The sequence below is a fragment of the Rudaea cellulosilytica DSM 22992 genome, assembly GCF_000378125.1.
GTDB lineage: Bacteria > Pseudomonadota > Gammaproteobacteria > Xanthomonadales > Rhodanobacteraceae > Rudaea > Rudaea cellulosilytica.
In genome coordinates, this window is sequence record NZ_KB899245.1 from 125913 (window position 1) to 143453 (window position 17541).

The following is a 17541-nucleotide window of genomic DNA, read 5'->3' on the forward strand; positions in this document are numbered from 1 at the left end:
TGCGGCAATGATAACGCAAGCGCTCCGCGCGGACTAAACGCCGGCCGATCAGGCGGCCGGCTTGCCTTCGGCGATGTGCTTGAAGAACGCGGCGGTGCGCTCGATGACGACGTCGCGTTCCTGGTCGACCGTGATCATGTGATAGCTGCGGTCGAGGATCACCGTCTCGTAGGGGCCGCCGAGGCCACGTTCAAGACGATGCACGTTGGCCAGGCTGGCGACGTCGTCGTCCTTGGCGTGCATGATCAGGGTTGGCGCCACGACCTGCGGCAGCAACTTGCGTACGCGCCAGGACAGGCGATAGAACTCAGCCAGCGAGGGCCACGGATTGCCGGCCAGGCCGGCCTCATCGCTGTGCCCGCTCAGCATTGCGCCGGCGATGCGCTGGCGGATGCGTTCGTCCTTGATGCCGTACGGGAACTGTTCGTGGAACTTGGCATGCCGGCCGATGCCGACGCTGACCGCCATCGGCAGCAGGAACGAGAGCTTGCCGTACCAAGGGATCGTCCAGCCGTCGTAGCGGAATGTCGTGCCGTACAGGCCGAGTCCGGCGACCTGCTGCGGCCGCTCGGCGGCCAGACGCAGCGCGAGCAGCGCGCCCATCGACAGGCCGGCGACGAACAGGTGGTCGACCTGCGCGGCGAACTTGTCGGCCGCCTCGCGCACGCTCTGGAACCAGTCGCTGCGGCCGGTCGCGAGCAGATCGGCTTCGTTGCCGCAATGCCCGGCGAGCTGCATGCCGTAGACGGTGAAACCGTGACGCTGCAGGCCCTTCGCGACAAAGCGCATTTCAGTCGGGGTGCCGGTCAGGCCGTGGATCAGCAGCACGCCGGAGCGGCCGCCGGGCAGTAGGTATTCGACGTTTTTTATCATGTCCGGAGATTGTCGCGCCCGGGGCGTTAAGAGGCGCTTTACGGAATTTTACCGGATCGCGGCGCAACTGCGCGCGTTCGCCGGCGATCCGGGCGAACTATCGGGACTGCAGCTTCGCCATCGCCCGCACTGGGAACGTCCCGGCGCCTTTGAATTTCGGCGGCGTGGCGCTGAAGGCGACGCCCTCGTCGGGCAGCGCGCCGAGGTTGCACAGATGCTCGACGATGAGGATCTCGGCGCCGAGCAGGATCGAGTGCACGGGCCGCTCTCCGCCGCGTGTGTCGTCGATGTTGTGCGCGTCGATGCCGACGAGTTTGACTCCACAGTCGCGCAGGTAGCGCGCCGCTTCCGCGGTCAGAAACGGGCCGCCTTCGTAGTACTGCGGCGTGTTCCAGTGCACGTCCCAGCCGGTGTGCACGAGCACGGCGCGGCCGCGGATTTCTCTGTCGCGGAATGCTTCTGGCCCGATCGCCTGGGTGGGCGCGTGCGGCGCGCGCACGACGATCGCGTCGAGATCGGTCATCGCCGCAATTGCGATTTCGGAAAGATCCTTGCCGTTCGCGTAACGGTGGAACGGGCAATCGAGGTAGGTGCCGGTGTTCGTCACCATTTCGATCCTGCCGATCTGGAATTCGGTGCCCGGCGCATATTTCTCGCGCGAGGCTTCGCGACTCAGGTAGTCGCAAACGATCGGCGCGGGCAGGCCTTTGTAGGTGACGAGGCCGTGTTCGATCGTGTGGCTCAGGTCGACGAAGCGCGACAACCGCGGTGCGTCGATCGGCTGGCGCTTGTGCGCCTCCTCGATGATGCGCTTGTCGAGGATGCGCACTGCGCCGACCATGAGCAGACGCATGTCGGCGACGATGTAGTCCGCCAGTTCGCCGTCGGAGATGTCGTCGCCCGCGATGTCGAGGCGGAAATCCTGGCCCTGGATACCGCCACCGTTGGTGAAGTCGATTGCGAAGTCGAACTGGACGCGGTGAGCCATGGGCCGGTCATGAATTGACTATGTCCGCGCAGCATAGCGCAGCGGCTGTGGCGTGCCGCGGCAAATTCTGGCCAGCGCAGGGACAAATACGGCCAAAACGCAGACCGTGGTTTCGCCCGTCGCGATCGCGCCCGGTCAGGCGAACGTTAGCTTTGCGTCCGCAAGCGGTAGCGTACGCACGCGCTGGCCGGTGAGGGCGAATACGGCGTTCGCGATCGCCGGTGCGACCAGCGGCACGCCGACTTCGCCCATGCCGCCTGGGGCGTCGCCGCTCGGCATCAGCACGACGTCGATCTTCGGCATCTGGTTCATGCGCGGCAACTGGTAGTTGTGGAAGTTGCTCTGCTCGACACGACCTTCCTTGAGCGTGATCTTCGCGGTCAGCGTATTGATCAGGCCCGAGACCGCGCCGCCCTGGATCTGCGCGATCACCTGGTCCGGATGCACGGCGATGCCGGGGTCGATCGCATAGGTGAGTTTGTCGATGCGGATCGCGCCGCTCGCCGTCTTGGAGATATCTACGACGAGTGCTTGATGCGTGCCGTAACTTTCCATCGAGGCAATGCCCTGCGCCTTGCCTGCGCCGAGCTTCCGGCCCCAGCCGGCTGCCTTCGCCGCACGTTCGAGCACCGCTTGCTGGCGCGGCTGCTTGCCGAGCAGGGTGACGCGGAATGCGACCGGATCCTTGCCCGCAGCATGCGCGAGCTCGTCGACGAAGCCCTCGATCGCAAACGCGTTGAGCGCATGGCTGACCGAGCGCCAGTAGCCAACACGCAGGCCGAATTCCTGGATGACGACGCGCTGGCGTTCGTTCGGGATGTCGTAGGTGAGGTCGATCGCGCCCTCGGTCATGAGCGGATCGAGGCCGTTCTTGGTCACGCCGGGAAACATGCGGTTGGTGACCGAAGCGGAGGCGAACTTGTAGTCGAAGGCGACGAGATCGCCTTTCGCATCGATGCCGCCGCGCAGCGCGTGATAGCTGGCCGGGCGATAGAAGTCGTTGCGCGTGTCGTCCTCGCGTGTCCAGATCAATTTCACCGGTGTGCCGGGCACGGCCTTGGCGATCGCCGCGGCCTGACCGATGAAATCGACGTCGAGGCGCCGACCGAAGCCGCCACCGATGAACTGCGGAAAGATTTGCACCTTCGCCGCCGGCACGCCGCTGCGTGCCGCGGCCACGCCTTGCGCGCCCTGCGGAAACTGCGTGCTCGCCCAGATGTCGCAGCCTGTATCTGAAACGAGAGCGAGGCAATTCATCGGCTCCAGTGTGGCGTGCGCGAGCAGTTGCAGACGGTATTCGGCCTCGACTTTCTTCGTTGCGGATTTCAGCGCCGCGTCGACATCGCCGTGCTGGCGGATGACGGAGCCATCCTGTTTTGCACCTTCCTTCAGGGTCGCTTCGATCTTCGCATTGTCGAGACCGACGCCCGGGCCGTAATCCCAGGTGATTGCCAGCGCTTCGCGCGCCTTTTTCGCGTTCCAATAATGGTCGGCGATGACGGCAACACCTTCGCCGATATTGACCACGGCGCGCACGCCCGGCATCGACTTCGCCTTCGAGTCGTCGACGCTGAGCACCTTGCCGCCGATCACGGGGCATTGTTCGAGCGAGGCGTAGACCATGCCGGGCGCTTTCGTATCGATGCCGAAAATCGCCTTGCCGCGCGCTTTCGCCGGTGTGTCGAGACGATGCTGGTGCTTGCCGATCTGGGTGAATTCGGTGGGCTTCTTCAACGCGACGTTTGTCGGCGCAGGAAGCTTCGCCGCTGAGGCGGCGAGTTCGCCGTAGGTCCTGTGCTTGTCGCCGTGACTGACGACGCCGTCTTTCGCCGTACAATCGGCTGCGGGTACTTTCCATTCATTCGCCGCGGCGGCGACGAGCTGCGTGCGCGCCGTGGCCCCGGCCTCACGCAGTTTGGTCCAGGCATCGCGCACGCTCGAACTGCCGCCGGTGATCTGCGCACCGAGCAGGGCATTGACATAGACCGGATCGACCGGTGCCTGCTTGACCTCTACCTTGTCGACGTCGACTTCGAGTTCCTCGGCGACGAGCAACGCGAGCGAAGTGTGCACGTCCTGCCCCATCTCGTTGCGATGGCAGATCAGCGTGATCGTGTCATCCGGCCCGATGCGCACCCAGGCGTTCGCTTGTACGGGAGGCGTGTTGGCTGAGCCCTTCGAATGGGCCAGCGCGCCGCGCAGCGGCAGCGTCAGGCCGATAACGAGGCCGCCGCCGAGCACGGCCGAGGTTTCGAGGAATCTGCGGCGCGAGACGTTGGTAGCATTCATGGCTCAGGCCTCCAGGCTCTTGGCCGCGTCGTGGATCGCCGCGCGGATGCGCTGGTAGGTGCCGCAGCGGCAGAGGTTGCCACTCATCGCCGTGTCGATGTCGGCGTCGGAGGGTTTCGGGTTCTTCGTCAGCAGCGCGGTCGCCGCGAGCACCTGGCCGGACTGGCAATAGCCGCATTGCGGCACGTCGATGTGATCCCACGCGGCTTGCACCGCCTCGGCAACCTTGCCGTTCACGCCTTCAATTGTCGTGATCTTCTTGCCGGCGAGCGCAGCGAGCGGGGTGATGCAGGAGCGTGTCGGTACGCCGTCGAGATGGACTGTGCACGCGCCGCATAGGGCCATGCCGCAGCCGAATTTGGTGCCGGTCATGCCGAGATGGTCGCGCAGTACCCAAAGCAGAGGCGTGTCCGGCGCGGCCTCCACATCGACGACTTTGCCGTTGATATCGAGCGTGGCCATACTGCCTCCGGAACGGTTGCGATGCCTAATTCGATGCTAGCAGCAATCGATATTTCCAAGCGACCCCATCGAAACGGGAGTGAGTTTCCTGGGCTATTTCCAGCAGAACTGGGCTGGTAGGTTATTTTGCGCTCGCTTGGAATTGATTTCCTGCACCGTCTTCGGATCGGCGAGATAATCCTTTTCCTTTTGCGCGTTCGAGCGCAGCAATGCGAGCGCAGCCTTTAGATTCGCTTCGCGATTGCCCGGCTTGGCTGGGAGCTGCTGCATGAAAATCGCCTGATACGGGTTCTTCTCCACCCAGTCGACCGCGGCGAAAAGAGCTTCCTGCTGTTTGCCGATGTCACAGAATGCATAGCTGTTGAATACCGGACCGGCAAGCGAGAAGAACGCATGCATGGCCGCATCCACCTCAGCGAGCTCCGGCGAATTGACGTCCAATACTTGCGCGAGCGCAAGGTAACGATCTTTCGCGATGTAAAACCAAAATACCGATTCATCGCGAAGACCCACGTCGTAGAGGCGGATGGCCAAAACCATCAGCGTCATTGGAGTTATCGTGGCGGGCGAAGCACGAACCGCATTGCGTACGCTCAGAATGTCTTCTTGCTTGCTCGAGCGCAGAAGCGTGTCGAACTGCGGATGGACTGCGACAGTGGGCTGTCCATCGGCCGACTTCGCTGCCTCGTAGTAAGGAGTGACGTATATGTCGACTTTCCTTACGGGTTCGGACGAACTGCGGGAAGGTGCTGTCGCTTTTGGTGGATACAAAAGTTGTGCGCGGACATTTTGCGCGCCTGCAAGGAAACAAAGAATCAGTATCAGTTTCGACATTGCAGCGTCCTCAGCTTTTCCCGACCGTGTGAATCAGACCACGCTGCGAATCTCACTTGTGCGTTTCGCTGCCGACTGCGGCCAGCGCTTGATGATCGCAGCGCGGATGCCGCCTGCGTCGATGCCCGCTTCGGCAAGCAGTTGCTCGCGGCTCGCGTGCTCGAGGTACGCGTCGGGCAGGCCGAGATGCAAGAGGGGCACCTGCAAGTTTTGCGCGGTAAGGAATTCGGCGACCGCACTGCCGGCGCCACCGGCGATCGCGTTGTCTTCGATCGTCACGATCGCGCCGTGTGCATGCGCGAGTTCGAGGATCAACGCTTCGTCGAGCGGCTTGACCCAACGCATGTCGACTACGGTGGCGCCGAGTTCGCTACCGGCGTCGAGCGCCGCGGCGAGCGGACTGCCGAAGGCGAGAATCGCAAGATTGGCGCCGCGCAGGCGCACTTCGCCCTTGCCGAGCGGCAGCGGTTTCAGTTCGGTATCGAGCTTCGCTCCCGGACCGGTGCCGCGCGGATAGCGCACCGCGGCCGGACCGTCGTGCAGGAAAGCGGTAGTGAGCAGGCGGCGGCACTCGTTCTCGTCGCTCGGTGCGGCGACAGCGATGTTCGGGATGCAGCGCAGATAGGAAAGATCGAAGCTGCCCGCGTGCGTCGCGCCGTCGGGGCCGACGACGCCGGCGCGGTCGATCGCAAACGTGACGTCGAGGTTCTGGATCGCGACGTCGTGGATCGCCTGGTCGTAGGCACGTTGCAGAAAGGTCGAATAGATCGCGACGACCGGCTTGGCGCCCTCGCAGGCCATGCCCGCGGCGAGCGTAACCGCATGTTGCTCGGCGATGCCGACATCGAAGTAGCGCTGCGGGAATTCCTTCGAGTAGCGCACCAGGCCCGAACCCTCGCGCATCGCCGGCGTGATCGCAAGCAGGCGTTCGTCCGCGCGCGCCTGCTCGCAGAGCCAGTCGCCGAACACGTCGGTATAGGTCTGCTTGCCGGGCGTCTTCTTGACCAGGCCCTTGACCGGATCGAACGGACCGACTGCGTGGTAGTCGATCTGCTGCGCCTCGGCCGGCGCGTAGCCCTTGCCCTTGGTCGTGATCACGTGCAGGAGTTGCGGACCTTTCAGCTCCTTCAGCGTCTTCAGCGCGTGCAGCAGCTGCGGCAGGTCATGGCCGTCGATCGGGCCGAAGTAGTGGAAACCGAATTCCTCGAACAGCGTCGAGGGCACGAACATACCCTTTAGATGCTCTTCCCAGCGCTTGAAGAAGCGCCAGAGGAAACCCTGCGGGCGCATGCTGTTCTTCGCCCGCTCGCGCATCGCGTTGAGCGTGCGACTGGTCATCAGGCGTGCCAGCATCTTCGGCAGCGCGCCGACGTTCTCGCTGATCGACATCTGGTTGTCGTTGAGGATCACGAGCACGTCGGTGTCGAGATCGCCGCCGTGATGCAGCGCCTCGTAGGCCATGCCGCCGGTCAGGCCGCCGTCGCCGATCACGGCGACGATCTTGCGCGCCTCGCCTTTGCGCTGAGCGGCGACCGCCATGCCGATCGCGGCGGAAATCGATGTTGACGAATGGCCGACGCCGAACGTGTCGTACGGCGACTCGTCGCGGCGCGGGAACGGCGCCAGACCACCCGTCTGCTTGATCGTATGGATGCGGTCGCGGCGCCCGGTCAGGATCTTGTGCGGGTAGCACTGGTGGCCGACGTCCCAGACCAGGCGGTCGTCGGGCGTGTTGTACAGGTAGTGCAGGGCGACCGTCAGCTCGACCACGCCGAGCCCTGCGCCGAAATGGCCGCCGACGCCGGCAACCTGCTCGATCAGGTACTCGCGCAATTCGCGCGCGACCTCGGGCAGCTCGGCCTCGTCGAATTTGCGCAGGTCGGTCGGCGAATCGATGCGCGAAAGGCGCGGGTAGCGTTCGGTATTGATCATTGGAATATCTTGTTCAATCAAGCATTTTCGTTCATTGCGGCAGCAGCGGCAAGCTAATCGACCCGAGGGCGCTCGCCATGGCGTCGGGCTGGATTTATGCTGGCATCTTCGGGGAGGGGCGGCGAATATGACGGCGATCACCGCACGAACGGACTGGGGCGCGCTCGCTACGACCCTGCTCGTGCCCGCGCTCGTGGTCGCTGGACTGACCCGGCTGGCCCTGCAGCCGCAGTGGGACGACTCGGCCGAGTGGCTGGACGGCCTGGTCGTATTGATCCTGTTCGAAGGCGTGCGCGTCCTCGTCCTGCGCATCCTGCGCGACACCCTGCATGAGTATCGCAGGCCGTGGCAGGCGGTGAAGTTTTTCCTTTTCTCGATGCTGATTCTCGCCGGCATCTGTCTGGTGCTGGCTGTGTTTACCTTCAAGTGGCAGATATTTTCCATCCTTGCCGACCCGCACACCTGGAAGCTGGTCCTGCCGCCGCTGGCGCTTATCGTTGCCGATGGCGTGGTCAACGTCGCCTTTTTCCGCGGCGACGCGCAGCGCGCCGCAGCGCAGCTGGATGCCGCAGCCGATGACGCGGAAGACTGGCTTGGGCTGGCCGTGTTCCCGACACCGTTGCTCGTGGCGCTTGCGTACGGACTGCTGTTTTTCCTGCAGGTCCGCGGTGTTTCGGGACTGTCGTGGCTGCCTCCGCTCAGCCTCGACACGTTGCGCGAGATCGGCCTGCTCTATGCGGCTTTCTACTTCTGCGGCAAGGCGATCGTCCTCGCCCACATGCATACTGCGCATTTCCTGCGCACCGGCAAGCGCCTGCTCGGCAGCCGCATCGCCCAGCTGATCATTACACGCAGTTTCGATCTAAGTCGGCGCAACGCGCTCGACGAACAGCGCGCGGCTACACGCCGACTCGCGATCTTGCAAGGTGCCAGGGTCGAACCGGATGAATATGCCGTGCAGCGCCAGCAGCGTTCCGGTGCCTAGGTGACAGGCTTCAAGCGCCGTCCGGAGGCTTGCGCAGGCGATCGCGAATCCGCTGACGAATACGGATCTGCCGGTTCGCATCGCGCGCCTCGCTCAGGCGTCGCGTGTGCACCGTGACGAGATCGCCGCGGGTCAGCACGCCGACGATCTTTTGCGGCGCCTCGCGCGTGACGACGGCGACGCTGCCGACTTTTTCCTCGACCATGTGATCGGCCGCTTCGCGCAATGAGTTGTCTTCAAAGACGATGATCGGCGGCTGGGTCAGCAGCTCGCCGACCAGTCTGTCATCGGGATATTCCGCATCGAGCAACCGAGGAACTGCGCCTTGGCCTCGCCAGACGCGAGCCTGCGGCGCACCGCGGCTTCCAACTGCACCGATTTGCGCGGCATGCGCGCGGCGGCCATCACCTCGCCGAGTCCGGGCGCAAGCGGCAATGGGCCGTTGATGTCAGGCAACGGCCGAGGGGGCGTGGGGTCGGGGTTGGAGGTCATGACAATGCGGCGCGGAAGGGGCGGCGCAGGGTAAACCGTGCCACGGCCGGCGTAAATCGGCTCCGCGCGCGGACCGGAGTCAGGCGCGCCGGCGGTTCTTCGGCAGATGGTTCATGAGGAACTCCATCTGGTCGGCGAGGATATTGCGGTTGGACAGGATCAGGTGCTCGACCCAGCTCGGCCGGTACGGTACGGCCAGCAGCGGCATGCCGGCCTGCTGCGGCGTGTGGCTGCCCTTGCGGATGTTGCAGGCCAGGCAGGCGCTGACGACGTTTTCCCAAGAGTCGCGGCCGCCCTTGGACAGCGGTACGACGTGGTCACGGGTGAGCTCGCCGCGCGAGAAGTGTTCGCCGCAGTAGAGGCAGAGCATGCGGTCGCGCGCGAACAGCGCGGCGTTGGTCAGCGCGGGCGCGGGATCGACCGCATGCAAGCGTGCGTGGCCGCGGCTGGCAACGATCGGATGCAGGTCCAGCGTCGACTGCTCGCCGGTCTCGCGGCTGGTGCCGCCATGGATGGTCAGGCAGGGATTGCCCAAGGTCCAGGAAACGGCGTCGCGCACGTAGAGGCAGACCGCGTCCTGCCAGGAAATCCAGTCGAGGATGCGGCCGTTCGAGTCGAGCGAAAGCACGCGCGTGGCGTGGATGTCGCTGACCTTGCGCGGTTCGAACAGGGCCATGCGGTCGAGTTCGAGGTTCGGAGATTTCGTCGGGACGACTTGAGATCTATGACTCGGCATCCGTTTTCACCATCGACACCCCGTGGGGCGGACTTGGGCGATTCGCTGCCAAACGATCGTATCCGGGGAGGCAGCATAGCTGAATTTACGCGATTTTTGCGAATGCGCGATGACGCCGCCACCGCCTCATGGGCCGACGGTCAGGCCGGCACGAGATCGAAGGCGATGGTCAGTCGCGTGTCGTCGCCGCCGAACGGCACGGTGCCGTGCCAGAAATACGATGGGAACAGGGCGAGCAAGCCGGGTTCGGGGCGGATGAAATATTCCGGTTCGAGCTTCGGTTGGGTCGGATAGCCGGGCTCGCCAAACTTGAGGAACCCTTCACGGCCCGGGTTGTCGCCGGCGAGCGCGCGCGGCAGCTCGATATAGCATGCGGAGGACAGCCAGCCCTGCGGATGTACATGGTTGGTGTGATAGCCCTGCGCGTTGAGGCGTACCGACCAGATGCCGGCGATCTTGTACCCACCCGTGTTGCGTCGGCGTAGCGGATCGGCGCCATGGCCGATCGTCTCGATGTGCCGGCGGATTGGCCCGTCGATCGCGGGGAAGAACGCGCGGATCGCCGGATCGTCCACGTCGAGCAGGTTCTGCGCGGTCTGCGAGCCGTGGCGCAGCGACTGGTGCAGCGGATGCGTGCGCATCGTGTGCAGGCGCTTGAGGCTCTCGCGCAGATCGGCGAGATACGAGGGCAGGCTGTCCCAGCCGGTCGGCGTGTCGATGGTCCAGCCGCGCGCCATACCGGGGTAGTCGCAGTAGGCCAAGTAACGCGGGTCTCCGAGCAGACGCCAGGAGGTGGCCAGCAGGGCGATCAGGTACTGATCGTTCGGTTGCAGGCGCAATTGCTTTTCAGCGCCATCCACGGCGCTGCGCGCGTCGCCAAGCGCGAGTAGAGCCTCGATCACGGCGCGGTTCGGCAGCGCGCCGGCAGGTGCCAATCGCAACGCGCGCTGGGCATAGCCGAGCGCGCGCTCGGCATCGGACCATAGCGCGTTCTGACTCGCGCACAACAAGACCGGGACATCCGCGGACGCGGACGCGGCGCGCTCCTCGATGGACGCCAGCGCTGCACGAACCTCACCTGCGGCGGCGAACAGGTTGGCCTTGATCGTCGCTAGCGCGTTGTCGTCCGGATGCGAATGCAATACACGATCGATCTGCTCGGTGGCGGCCGCGACGTCGCCGCTGCGCATCCAGACCAGCTGCGCGAGATTGTTGTGCGCATCGGCGAAGCGCGGGCGCGCCTCGACGACCTCGCGCAGCAGGCGTTCCGCCTCGTCCGTCCGATCGGTCGCGATCAGGGTGCGTGCGTGCAGGTAGCGAGCCTCGGGCGTGTTCGCGCCGTTCGCAATCGCGCGTCGTGCGTGCTGTTCGGCCTCGCGGTGTCTTCCGGCGGAGTCGAGCGCGCCAGCCAGCAGCATTTCAATGCCCGCGTTATCGGGCGCGGCATCGGCGAGGCGTCGGTAGATGGCAATGGCGTCGTCGGCACGATCGGTTGCGGAAAGCGCGATCGCGCGCTGGTGCAGCAGGTCGAGGTCGGCGCGCGCTTCGTTCGCAGAGGCTTCGGTAAGGTTCACTACTTCCGCATGCCTGCCCAAATCGTTGAGCAGGCGGACGAGCAGCAAAGTCGCACGCGGATAGCGGCTGCCGTGCGCCGCGGCCTGGCGCAGCGCCCGCTCGCCCTCGTCGACGCGGCCCGAATCGACCAGCAGTTCACCGAGCGCAGCCTGAGCGGGTGCCCAATTGGGGTCGATCGCAACGGCACGCCGCAGGCTGCGTTCCGCACCATCGCGGTCACCGATCGCAAGCAACGCGCCGGCGAGCAGCCGATATGCTTCGACGAAGCCGGGTGCGGCCTGCACGACCTGTTCGAGCAGGCTGCGCGCGGCGACGAAGTTGCCGGCCTGCAGCAATGCGGAGGCGCGCTGCATCGACTGGATGATGGCAGGATTGGGCGTGCTCATGCTGCGCCTGGGAACCTCTGAATAAACGTCGCGAGCGAAGGCCCGATCCTATCTAAGAGTGGGCGCGTCGCCGGAGCGCAGGAACCGGAGTTTACTGGTCGTAAATGAGAATTACATGCCGCTCCTGCGGCATGCCCTGCGGGCCAGCTTCGCTGTTCGCTACCTTCGCAGTCCAAGCACCGCCGGCGCGCCAGCTGCCGAGCGCAGCAGTTTATTCAGAGATTCCCTTGCCGAAGGGCTCGGCGTGAACGGAGTTGCGATCGGGAAGTGTAGCGCAGAGGCATTAGCGGACCGGTTTGACCATGCTCAGGATCTCGACGCCGAAGCCGTGGTGCTCGTACAGCTTGCGCGCGCGTTCGTTGTTCGGAAACACGCCCAACGTGAGGAAGCGGCAGCGGTGTTCTTTCGCCCATTCGTCGGCGAAGCGCAGCATCGCGGCGGCAACGCCGCGGCCTTCCTGTTCGGCGGCGACGACGAGGTCGGAGATGTGGCAGTTGAGCGCGCCGGTGAAAAAGTCCTTGCGCGTCTGCAGGTGGAGGAAACCGAGTGGCGTCGCATCCTCGTCTTCGGCAACGAACAGGTGCGAGGCCGGCGGCAGCACGCGCAGGTGGTGTTCGATGTCGCGCTCGATGCCGGCCAGCGTCTCGGCGCGCTTGCGCCACGGTGGCAGCTCGAATTCGGCAAAGCGACGGGCGAGCGAAAGGATGAATTCGTCATCGTCCGCGTGGGCGAGGCGAACATAAACTTCGGTTTTCGGCGCGTTGTCGTTCATGGCGAAACGGGTGACGCTGTAAGTCTCAATATTATCCGAACATCGCGTCGGGCATCGCGAGCAGGCTGTCGGTGCCCGCCTCGATCGCGGCCTTGTGCGCGAGCGTGCGCGGCAGGATGCGGGCGAAGTAGAAGCGTGCGGTGTGGCGCTTGGCTGCCTTGAAGTCCGTGGATTGCTGCGACGCCTCGGCCGCGGCGACGCTGCGCGCCCAGAAATAGGCGAGCGCGACGTAGCCGGAATAGAACAGATAGTCGACCGCGGCGGCGCCGACTTCGTCGGCGTTCGCCATCGCGCGCTTGCCGAGAGCCATGGTCAGATCGCCCCATTCCTGCGCGGCCTTGCCGAGCGGGCCGACGAACTCTGCGAGCGCGGCGTTACCTGCCTGTGCTTTGCAGAATGCACCGATCTCCTCGAGGAAATGGCGCAGGCCGACACCTTGCGTGGCGAGGATCTTGCGCCCAAGCAGGTCGAGCGCCTGGATGCCGGTCGTGCCCTCGTAGATCGTCGTGATGCGCGCGTCGCGCGCGAACTGCTCGATGCCGGTCTCGCGGATATAGCCATGGCCGCCGTGGATCTGCACGGCGTGGTAGGTGCATTCGTTCGCGGCTTCGGTGAGCAGCGCCTTGACGATCGGGATCAGGAACGAGAGCAGCTCGTCCGCGCGCTTGCGCTCGGCCTCGTCGGGCGCGCGCTCGACCAGATCGACCAGGCTCGCCGCGTAATAGCTGAGCGCGCGCGTGCCTTCGGCGAACGCCTTCTGCGTAAGCAGCATGCGGCGGATGTCGGCGTGCACGATCAGCGGATCGGCCGGCTTGTCCGGGAATTTCGCGCCGGTGAGCGAGCGGCCCTGCAGGCGGTCACGCGCGTAGGCGAGCGAAATCTGGTAAGCGCGCTCGATCAGGCCTAAGCCCTGGATGCCGACCGCGAGGCGCGCGGTGTTCATCATCGTGAACATCGCATTGAGGCCCTTGTTCGGCGCGCCGATCAAGTAACCCTCGGCCGCGTCGAAGTTCATCACGCAGGTAACCGAGGCCTTGATCCCCATCTTGTGCTCGATCGCGCCGCAGACGACGGCGTTACGTGCACCCATTTTTCCATCGCGATCGACCTTGAACTTCGGCACGATGAACAGCGAGATGCCTTTGACGCCTGCGGGGGCGTCGGGCAGGCGCGCGAGCACGAGATGGACGATGTTCTCGGTCAGGTCGTGTTCGCCCGCGGTGATGAAGATCTTCGTCCCGCTGATGCGGTAAGTGCCATCAGCATTCGGCTCGGCGCGCGTGCGCAGCAGGCCGAGGTCGGAGCCGCAGTGCGGTTCGGTCAGGCACATCGTGCCGGTCCAGCGGCCCTCGACGATCGGCTTGAGAAACGCGACACGCTGCCATTCTTCGCCGTGCAGCCGCAGCGCTTCGGAGGCGCCGTGCGAGAGCAGCGGGAAGTTGCCCCACGAAAGATTGGCCGAATCGAGCATCTCCTTGATCGGCGCGCCGATCGATTCGGGCAGGTGTTGGCCGCCATAGGCTTCCGGCGCGTTGAGGCTGCTCCAGCCGCCGTCGACGTAGGTCGCGTAGGCTTCCTTGAAGCCCTTCGGCGTGGTCACGTTGCCGGTCGCCTTGTCCAGCGTGCAGCCTTCTTCGTCGCCGCTCGCGTTGAGTGGGGCGAGCACCTGCTCGCTGAATTTCGCCGCTTCGTCGAAGATCGCGTCGAGCGTGTCGCGCGTCGCCGCCTCGCCACCGGGCAGGCGCGCGTACTGCTTCTCGACGTCGAGAAGGTCGAACAGCACGAAACGCATGTCGGCGAGCGGGGCGGCGTAGCGGGTCATTGAGGCGTTCCTGCGTGCTTGTATATTTGTAAAAAATTACCGAATGGGTCAGCGGTACTGGTTCGGGATGCCGGGTACCGGCGACAGCCGGCTCTTGTGCTCGAACTTGAAGTCCTTGTCCGCTTCGGGAATGCGGATTGTGCCCTTGAGTTCGTACGCCGCGCCGCCCGGCGATTTCACGTCGAGCGCGAACGCCTTCTGCAGATCACCGTTCGGCGAAATCGTCGTTTCGACGACGTCGGCGTTGAGACCGGGAATGTCCATTTCCGGCTTCAGGTCCAATTGCGCGGCGTCGACTCCGCTGATGCGCAGTTCGCCCTTCAGTGTCGAATAGTGCACGGTCTTGTCGGAGAAGTTCTCGAGCCGGATGGAGAGTTTCCAGCGTCCGTCCGGCTGCACTTCGAGCAGCTGGATCGATGCGTTCGGCGGATTGATCGGGTGCTTGACCCCACCGCCGAAACAGCCGGCGAGGGAGACGAGAACGACGGCGAGAGCGGCAAGTCGGAGCAGGCGGGCCATGGAACGGACTCGATGCGATGTGGCGGAGCGCTACATTAGCCAAAACGGTGTTGCGGCGGAAGCGGCGCCGTCGTTGTCGTCGTTTGAAACGCTGGGGCTGTTAAAATTCGGCCGATGACGGCATCAGCGCTCGACGTACTCAACCAGGTTTTCGGCTACCCGCAGTTCCGCGGCGAGCAGCAGGCGATCATCGAGCACGTCAGCGGGGGCGGCGATGCGCTCGTACTGATGCCGACCGGCGGCGGCAAGTCGCTGTGTTACCAGATTCCGGCACTGCTGCGCTCGGGCACGGCCGTGGTCGTCTCGCCGCTGATCGCGCTGATGCAGGACCAGGTCGAGGCTCTGCGTCAGTTCGGTGTAGCCGCGGCATTCCTCAATTCGAGTCTCGACGCGCGGGCGCAGTTCGAGGTCGAGCGCGATTTCGCCGCGGGCCGGCTCAAGCTGCTTTACGTCGCGCCCGAACGTTTGCTCAACGAGCGCTGCCTGGAGCTGATCGCGAAGGCCAACGTCGCGCTGTTCGCGATCGACGAGGCGCATTGCGTGTCGCAATGGGGGCACGATTTCCGCCCCGAATATCGCCAGCTCACGATCCTGCACGAACGCTTTCCCGGCATTCCGCGTATCGCGCTGACCGCGACGGCCGATGCGCCGACGCGCCGCGAAATCGTCGAGCGCCTGAATCTGGAATCCGCGCGCCAGTTCGTGTCGAGCTTCGATCGGAAGAACATCCAATATCGCGTCGTGGAAAAGGAGAATTCCAAGCGCCAGCTCAAGGATTTCCTCGCCAGTCACAAGGGCGAGTCGGGCATCGTCTATTGCCTGTCGCGGCGCAAGGTCGAGGAAACGGCGGCGTGGCTGGTCGAGCACGGCGTCGCCGCGCTGCCCTATCACGCGGGCATGGACTCCGCTGCGCGCGCGCACAACCAGCAACGCTTTCTGCGCGAGGACGGCATCGTCATGTGCGCGACGATCGCGTTCGGCATGGGCATCGACAAGCCTGACGTACGTTTCGTCGCTCACCTGGACCTGCCGAAGAGCCTCGAGGGCTACTACCAGGAAACCGGCCGCGCCGGCCGCGACAGCCTGCCGGCCGAGGCATGGATGTGTTACGGCCTCGGCGACGTGGTGACGTTGGCGCAGTTCATCGCCCAATCCGAGTCGGGCGAGGAACGCAAGCGGGTCGAGCGCGCCAAGCTCGATGCGCTGCTCGGCTACGCCGAAATCTCGACCTGCCGGCGCCGCCATCTGCTTGCCTATTTCGGCGAGGTCGTGGAAAAGAATAATTGTGGAAATTGCGACAATTGCACTGATCCGCCCGTGTCGTTCGACGGCACCGAATTAGCGCAGAAGGCGCTGTCCTGCGTCTACCGCACGGGTCAGCGCTACGGCGTCGGCCATCTGGCCAACGTACTGCGCGGCGTCGAAGACGAGCGCGTGCGCAACCTCGATCACGGCCAGCTCAGCGTGTTCGGTGTCGGCGCCGATCTCGACGAGAAGCAATGGCGCAGCGTGTTCCGCCAGCTCGTCGCCAACGGCCTGCTCGCCACCGATGCGGAAGGTTACGGCGTGCTGCGCCTGACTGCGGCCAGCCGCGCCGTGTTCCGCGGCGAGACGCACGTGTCGCTGCGCAAGCCGGCGAGCAAGGAGGAGCGCCGTGCGACGCGCAGGACCACGCGCGGTGAGCGCGTGCGCCAGAGCCTCGACATCGCAGCGCACGAGGCGCCGCTGTGGGATGCGCTGCGTGCGACGCGCGCACGCTTAGCGCGCGAGCAGGGCGTGCCGGCCTATGTGATCTTCCACGATGCGACGCTGCTCGAAATGCTGCGCGCGCGGCCGCGCAACGTCGCCGAACTCGGCGAGATCAGCGGCGTCGGCGCGGCCAAGCTCGATCGCTACGGCGGCGCGTTCCTCGACACGGTACGCAGCGCCGCCTGAGCCGGTTCGTCGCGCAGAAAACCTTAATGCCCGCTGTAGACAATGGCTATTTTCGGGTGCTGCTGCTTCCGCATGCGCGCCGCGGGCACTAAAATGCCGCTCTGGCGCGGACTTACATAACTCTTAAAGCGCCCCCGATTCTTGTATCCCGAGGTTACTCCGTGTCCGACTGGACCCTGCTTTGCGACTTCGACGGCACGATTTCCGTCGAGGACACCACCGACACCCTGCTCGAACGCTTCGGCAAGCCAGGCTGGGAAATACTCGAGGCCGAATGGAAAGCCGGCCGCATCGGCTCGCGCGAGTGCATGGCCGGGCAGGTCGCCCTGCTCGACATGAGCCGCGCCGAACTCGACGCGCACCTGACCGAGCGCGCGATCGATCCGGGCTTCGCCGCGTTCGTTGCCTACGCAAAAGAACACGATATGCCGATCGAGATCCTCAGCGACGGGCTCGACTATGCGATCCATTTCATCCTGCAGCACTACGGTTTCGATTATCTTCCGGTGACGGCGAATCGGCTCGAGCAGATCGGCGACCGCCGCTGGCGCCTCGGTTTTCCGAATTCGAGCGCGACCTGCCGCGCGGCGAGCGGCACCTGCAAGTGCACGGTCGGCGCGAAGGCCCAAGGTTCCGACGCTCGCGTGCTGATGATCGGCGACGGCGCATCCGATTTTTGCATCGCCGACACGGCCGATTTCGTCTTCGCCAAGGGCAAGCTCGTCACCCATTGCGTTGCGAAAAACATTCCGCACGCGCCGATCAAGGACTTTGCCGAGGCGCTCGCGCTGCTGCCGGCGCTGGTTTCCGGAAAATTGGTCGCCGCGACGCGTGCGCTGCCAGTACCGTTGCCGAACGCGATTTCGGCTTAGACTTCCGCATCAATTCTCACGGTGCCGTTCCCATGACAGGTGGAATGATGTGCCGCAAGCATTTCACTT

General features: G+C 64.7%; 16 protein-coding genes. 3 read left to right on the plus strand and 13 right to left on the minus strand.

Annotated elements, in window-relative coordinates:
- Nucleotides 1-48: 48 nt before the first annotated feature.
- The 6 genes from F455_RS0118710 to dxs form a co-directional block, all read right to left on the minus strand.
- Entirely contained in the window at nucleotides 49-873 is an 825-nt protein-coding gene (locus F455_RS0118710) for an alpha/beta hydrolase (protein ID WP_018974850.1), read from the minus strand.
- Nucleotides 874-970: 97 nt separating this feature from the next.
- The gene (locus tag F455_RS0118715) at nucleotides 971-1861 is read right to left on the minus strand and encodes a cyclase family protein (RefSeq protein ID WP_018974851.1); all 891 of its coding nucleotides are present in this window, start codon (nucleotides 1859-1861) and stop codon (nucleotides 971-973) included.
- 135 nt (nucleotides 1862-1996) lie between these two features.
- Nucleotides 1997-4150, minus strand: coding sequence for a xanthine dehydrogenase family protein molybdopterin-binding subunit (locus F455_RS0118720; RefSeq protein ID WP_018974852.1), 2154 nt, complete (start codon nucleotides 4148-4150; stop codon nucleotides 1997-1999).
- Between the two features lie 3 nt (nucleotides 4151-4153).
- Complete coding sequence (locus F455_RS0118725) at nucleotides 4154-4612, minus strand: (2Fe-2S)-binding protein (RefSeq protein WP_018974853.1); 459 nt, start codon at nucleotides 4610-4612, stop codon at nucleotides 4154-4156.
- Nucleotides 4613-4705: 93 nt separating this feature from the next.
- Nucleotides 4706-5446 (minus strand): cytochrome-c oxidase, encoded by a 741-nt coding sequence (locus tag F455_RS23155; protein WP_157579090.1) that lies wholly within the window; start codon nucleotides 5444-5446, stop codon nucleotides 4706-4708.
- Nucleotides 5447-5479: 33 nt separating this feature from the next.
- The gene (gene dxs, locus F455_RS0118735; RefSeq protein WP_018974855.1) at nucleotides 5480-7378 is read right to left on the minus strand and encodes a 1-deoxy-D-xylulose-5-phosphate synthase; all 1899 of its coding nucleotides are present in this window, start codon (nucleotides 7376-7378) and stop codon (nucleotides 5480-5482) included.
- A 127-nt stretch (nucleotides 7379-7505) separates the two neighbouring features.
- Here dxs and F455_RS0118740 point away from each other — a divergent pair, with 127 nt between their 5' ends.
- Nucleotides 7506-8363, plus strand: coding sequence for a hypothetical protein (locus F455_RS0118740; protein WP_018974856.1), 858 nt, complete (start codon nucleotides 7506-7508; stop codon nucleotides 8361-8363).
- A 10-nt stretch (nucleotides 8364-8373) separates the two neighbouring features.
- On the opposite strand, the gene F455_RS0118745 is transcribed toward F455_RS0118740, so the two are convergent.
- The 7 genes from F455_RS0118745 to F455_RS0118770 form a co-directional block, all read right to left on the minus strand.
- Nucleotides 8374-8673, minus strand: a complete 300-nt coding sequence (locus tag F455_RS0118745; protein ID WP_018974857.1) for a CBS domain-containing protein — start codon at nucleotides 8671-8673, stop codon at nucleotides 8374-8376.
- A complete protein-coding gene (locus tag F455_RS23290) occupies nucleotides 8625-8855 on the minus strand; it encodes a hypothetical protein (protein ID WP_169337376.1) in 231 nt (76 codons plus the stop codon). Before F455_RS23290 ends, F455_RS0118745 begins: the two co-directional genes overlap by 49 nt.
- A 79-nt stretch (nucleotides 8856-8934) precedes the next feature.
- Nucleotides 8935-9531, minus strand: a complete 597-nt coding sequence (locus tag F455_RS0118750) for an HNH endonuclease (RefSeq protein ID WP_018974858.1) — start codon at nucleotides 9529-9531, stop codon at nucleotides 8935-8937.
- A gap of 200 nt (nucleotides 9532-9731) precedes the next feature.
- Nucleotides 9732-11552, minus strand: coding sequence for a 2OG-Fe(II) oxygenase family protein (locus F455_RS0118755; protein WP_018974859.1), 1821 nt, complete (start codon nucleotides 11550-11552; stop codon nucleotides 9732-9734).
- Between the two features lie 283 nt (nucleotides 11553-11835).
- Nucleotides 11836-12324, minus strand: coding sequence for a GNAT family N-acetyltransferase (locus F455_RS0118760; protein WP_018974860.1), 489 nt, complete (start codon nucleotides 12322-12324; stop codon nucleotides 11836-11838).
- 31 nt (nucleotides 12325-12355) lie between these two features.
- On the minus strand, nucleotides 12356-14146 hold the full coding sequence (locus F455_RS0118765) for an acyl-CoA dehydrogenase C-terminal domain-containing protein (protein ID WP_018974861.1): 1791 nt from the start codon (nucleotides 14144-14146) through the stop codon (nucleotides 12356-12358).
- 48 nt (nucleotides 14147-14194) lie between these two features.
- On the minus strand, nucleotides 14195-14665 hold the full coding sequence (locus F455_RS0118770; RefSeq protein WP_018974862.1) for a hypothetical protein: 471 nt from the start codon (nucleotides 14663-14665) through the stop codon (nucleotides 14195-14197).
- A 114-nt stretch (nucleotides 14666-14779) separates the two neighbouring features.
- Here F455_RS0118770 and recQ point away from each other — a divergent pair, with 114 nt between their 5' ends.
- Nucleotides 14780-16600 (plus strand): DNA helicase RecQ, encoded by a 1821-nt coding sequence (gene recQ, locus F455_RS0118775; RefSeq protein ID WP_018974863.1) that lies wholly within the window; start codon nucleotides 14780-14782, stop codon nucleotides 16598-16600.
- A 161-nt stretch (nucleotides 16601-16761) separates the two neighbouring features.
- On the plus strand, nucleotides 16762-17472 hold the full coding sequence (locus F455_RS21460; protein WP_018974864.1) for an MtnX-like HAD-IB family phosphatase: 711 nt from the start codon (nucleotides 16762-16764) through the stop codon (nucleotides 17470-17472).
- Nucleotides 17473-17541 lie beyond the last annotated feature (69 nt).

What these genes read in the sequence shown, in the direction of transcription:
- F455_RS0118710 (WP_018974850.1), bottom strand. Translation starts at nt 873, where the DNA reads ATGATAAAAAACGTCGAATACCTACTGCCCGGCGGCCGCTCCGGCGTG.
- F455_RS0118715 (WP_018974851.1), bottom strand. Translation starts at nt 1,861, where the DNA reads ATGGCTCACCGCGTCCAGTTCGACTTCGCAATCGACTTCACCAACGGT.
- F455_RS0118720 (WP_018974852.1), bottom strand. Translation starts at nt 4,150, where the DNA reads ATGAATGCTACCAACGTCTCGCGCCGCAGATTCCTCGAAACCTCGGCC.
- F455_RS0118725 (WP_018974853.1), bottom strand. Translation starts at nt 4,612, where the DNA reads ATGGCCACGCTCGATATCAACGGCAAAGTCGTCGATGTGGAGGCCGCG.
- F455_RS23155 (WP_157579090.1), bottom strand. Translation starts at nt 5,446, where the DNA reads ATGTCGAAACTGATACTGATTCTTTGTTTCCTTGCAGGCGCGCAAAAT.
- dxs (WP_018974855.1), bottom strand. Translation starts at nt 7,378, where the DNA reads ATGATCAATACCGAACGCTACCCGCGCCTTTCGCGCATCGATTCGCCG.
- F455_RS0118740 (WP_018974856.1), top strand. Translation starts at nt 7,506, where the DNA reads ATGACGGCGATCACCGCACGAACGGACTGGGGCGCGCTCGCTACGACC.
- F455_RS23290 (WP_169337376.1), bottom strand. Translation starts at nt 8,855, where the DNA reads ATGACCTCCAACCCCGACCCCACGCCCCCTCGGCCGTTGCCTGACATC.
- F455_RS0118750 (WP_018974858.1), bottom strand. Translation starts at nt 9,531, where the DNA reads ATGGCCCTGTTCGAACCGCGCAAGGTCAGCGACATCCACGCCACGCGC.
- F455_RS0118755 (WP_018974859.1), bottom strand. Translation starts at nt 11,552, where the DNA reads ATGAGCACGCCCAATCCTGCCATCATCCAGTCGATGCAGCGCGCCTCC.
- F455_RS0118760 (WP_018974860.1), bottom strand. Translation starts at nt 12,324, where the DNA reads ATGAACGACAACGCGCCGAAAACCGAAGTTTATGTTCGCCTCGCCCAC.
- F455_RS0118765 (WP_018974861.1), bottom strand. Translation starts at nt 14,146, where the DNA reads ATGACCCGCTACGCCGCCCCGCTCGCCGACATGCGTTTCGTGCTGTTC.
- F455_RS0118770 (WP_018974862.1), bottom strand. Translation starts at nt 14,665, where the DNA reads ATGGCCCGCCTGCTCCGACTTGCCGCTCTCGCCGTCGTTCTCGTCTCC.
- recQ (WP_018974863.1), top strand. Translation starts at nt 14,780, where the DNA reads ATGACGGCATCAGCGCTCGACGTACTCAACCAGGTTTTCGGCTACCCG.